At 70.8% G+C, this 1674-nt stretch carries 2 protein-coding genes; both read left to right on the forward strand.

Annotated features, from left to right (window positions below; all coding sequences use genetic code 11):
- Window positions 1-31 precede the first annotated feature (31 nt).
- On the forward strand, window positions 32-1093 hold the full coding sequence (locus DBR34_RS17680; protein ID WP_128097754.1) for a serine hydrolase domain-containing protein: 1062 nt from the start codon (window positions 32-34) through the stop codon (window positions 1091-1093).
- The gene (locus tag DBR34_RS17685) at window positions 1090-1497 is read left to right on the forward strand and encodes a VOC family protein (protein WP_128097752.1); all 408 of its coding nucleotides are present in this window, start codon (window positions 1090-1092) and stop codon (window positions 1495-1497) included. The genes DBR34_RS17680 and DBR34_RS17685 overlap by 4 nt, the downstream gene beginning before the upstream one ends.
- Window positions 1498-1674: the final 177 nt, after the last annotated feature.

Genomic DNA, 1674 nt, shown 5'->3' on the forward strand with positions numbered 1-1674 from the left:
CCCTGATCGCCTGCGTTACCGCAGCAGGCTGATGGCGGGCGGCCTGGTCTGGCTGGGCCTGCTGGCGGCGGGTGGCGCGCTGGCAGCGCCGGCGCTGTCGCCACCCGACCCCGGCATCGACGCCCTGCTGCAGCGTTATGACGGTCAGGTTCCGGGCGCGGCGGTGCTGGTCCTGCACGAGGGCCAGCCGGTATTCCAGCGCGGCTACGGGCTGGCGGTGGTCGAAGACCACACGGCCGTGACCGCCCGGACCAACTTCCGCCTGGCCTCGGTCAGCAAGCAGTTCACCGCCGCGGCAATCCTGCTGCTCGCCGAGGACGGCGCGCTGCGCCTGGACGACCCGCTCAAACGCTGGCTGCCGTCGCTGCCCGCCGCCGCCGACGCGATCACGCTGCGCCACCTGCTCAGCCATACCGGCGGCCTGCTCGACTACGAAGACCTGATGCCCGCCGCGGCCACCACGCAGGTGCACGACATCGACGTGCTGCACCTGCTGGACGCCCAGGACCGCACCCTGTTCCCTCCGGGCAGCCAGTACCGCTACAGCAACAGCGGCTATGCGCTGCTGGCGCTGGTGGTGGCCAAGGCATCGGGCCAGGACTTCGCCACGTTCCTGCGCACCCGGATCTTCCAGCCGCTGGGCATGCGCGACACCGTGGCCCACCAGGACGGCGTGGACGACGTGGCCCGGCGCGCCTATGGCTACAGCGAGGTCGACGGGCGTTGGCAGCGCACCGACCAGAGCCCGACCAGCGCGGTGCTGGGCGACGGCGGCATCTACGCATCGCTGGAGGACCTGGCCCGCTGGGACGCGGCGCTGTACGACCAGCGCCTGCTCACCGCCGCCTCCCTGCGGCAGGCCTTCGCCCCGGCCACGCGCACCAACGAGCCGGACGTGCCGTTCTACGGCTTCGGCTGGCGGCTCAACGGCGACGCGCAATGGCACAGCGGCGAAAGCATCGGCTTCCGCAACGTGATCCTGCGCTATCCCCGCCAGCACCTGACGGTCATCATCCTGACCAACCGCGATGGCCCCGAACCCTATCCGCTGGCGCTGCAGATCGCCCAGCGCTGGCTGGACACCCTGCAATGACGCCCCCCAACGATACCCCGCTGCTCGGCATCCACCACGTGGCCGTGATCGGCGCGGACTACGCCCGTTCCAAGGCCTTCTACACCCAGGTGCTGGGCCTGCGGGTCCTGGACGAGAACTACCGCGCCGCACGCGATTCCTGGAAGCTGGACCTGGCCCTGCCCGACGGCAGCCAGCTGGAGCTGTTCTCCTTCCCAGCTGCCCCGCCCCGGCCCAGCCGCCCCGAAGCGCAGGGTCTGCGTCACCTGGCCTTCCGGGTGGCGGCCCTGGAACCGATGATCGCGCGGCTGGCCGCCGCCGGTGTCGACTGCGAACCGATCCGCACGGACGCGTACACCGGCCGCCGCTTCACCTTCTTCGCCGATCCCGACGGGCTGCCGCTGGAGCTGTACGAAATCGCCTGACCCCGTTGCCCATACCCCGGCGAATGGGTATACAGTCGGCCTGTACCGGCACTGCGCCGGCCTTCACCGACATCCCTGGGAGGGGAACATGCGCAAGACTTTGAAGACCCTGTTGCTGGCGCTGCCGCTGATGCTGGCCGCGATGTCGGCCAGCGCCGCCGATGGGGCGGTTGGCCG

The organism is Stenotrophomonas sp. HMWF003, from assembly GCF_003061285.1.
In the GTDB taxonomy this organism is placed as follows: Bacteria; Pseudomonadota; Gammaproteobacteria; order Xanthomonadales; family Xanthomonadaceae; genus Stenotrophomonas; species Stenotrophomonas maltophilia_AP.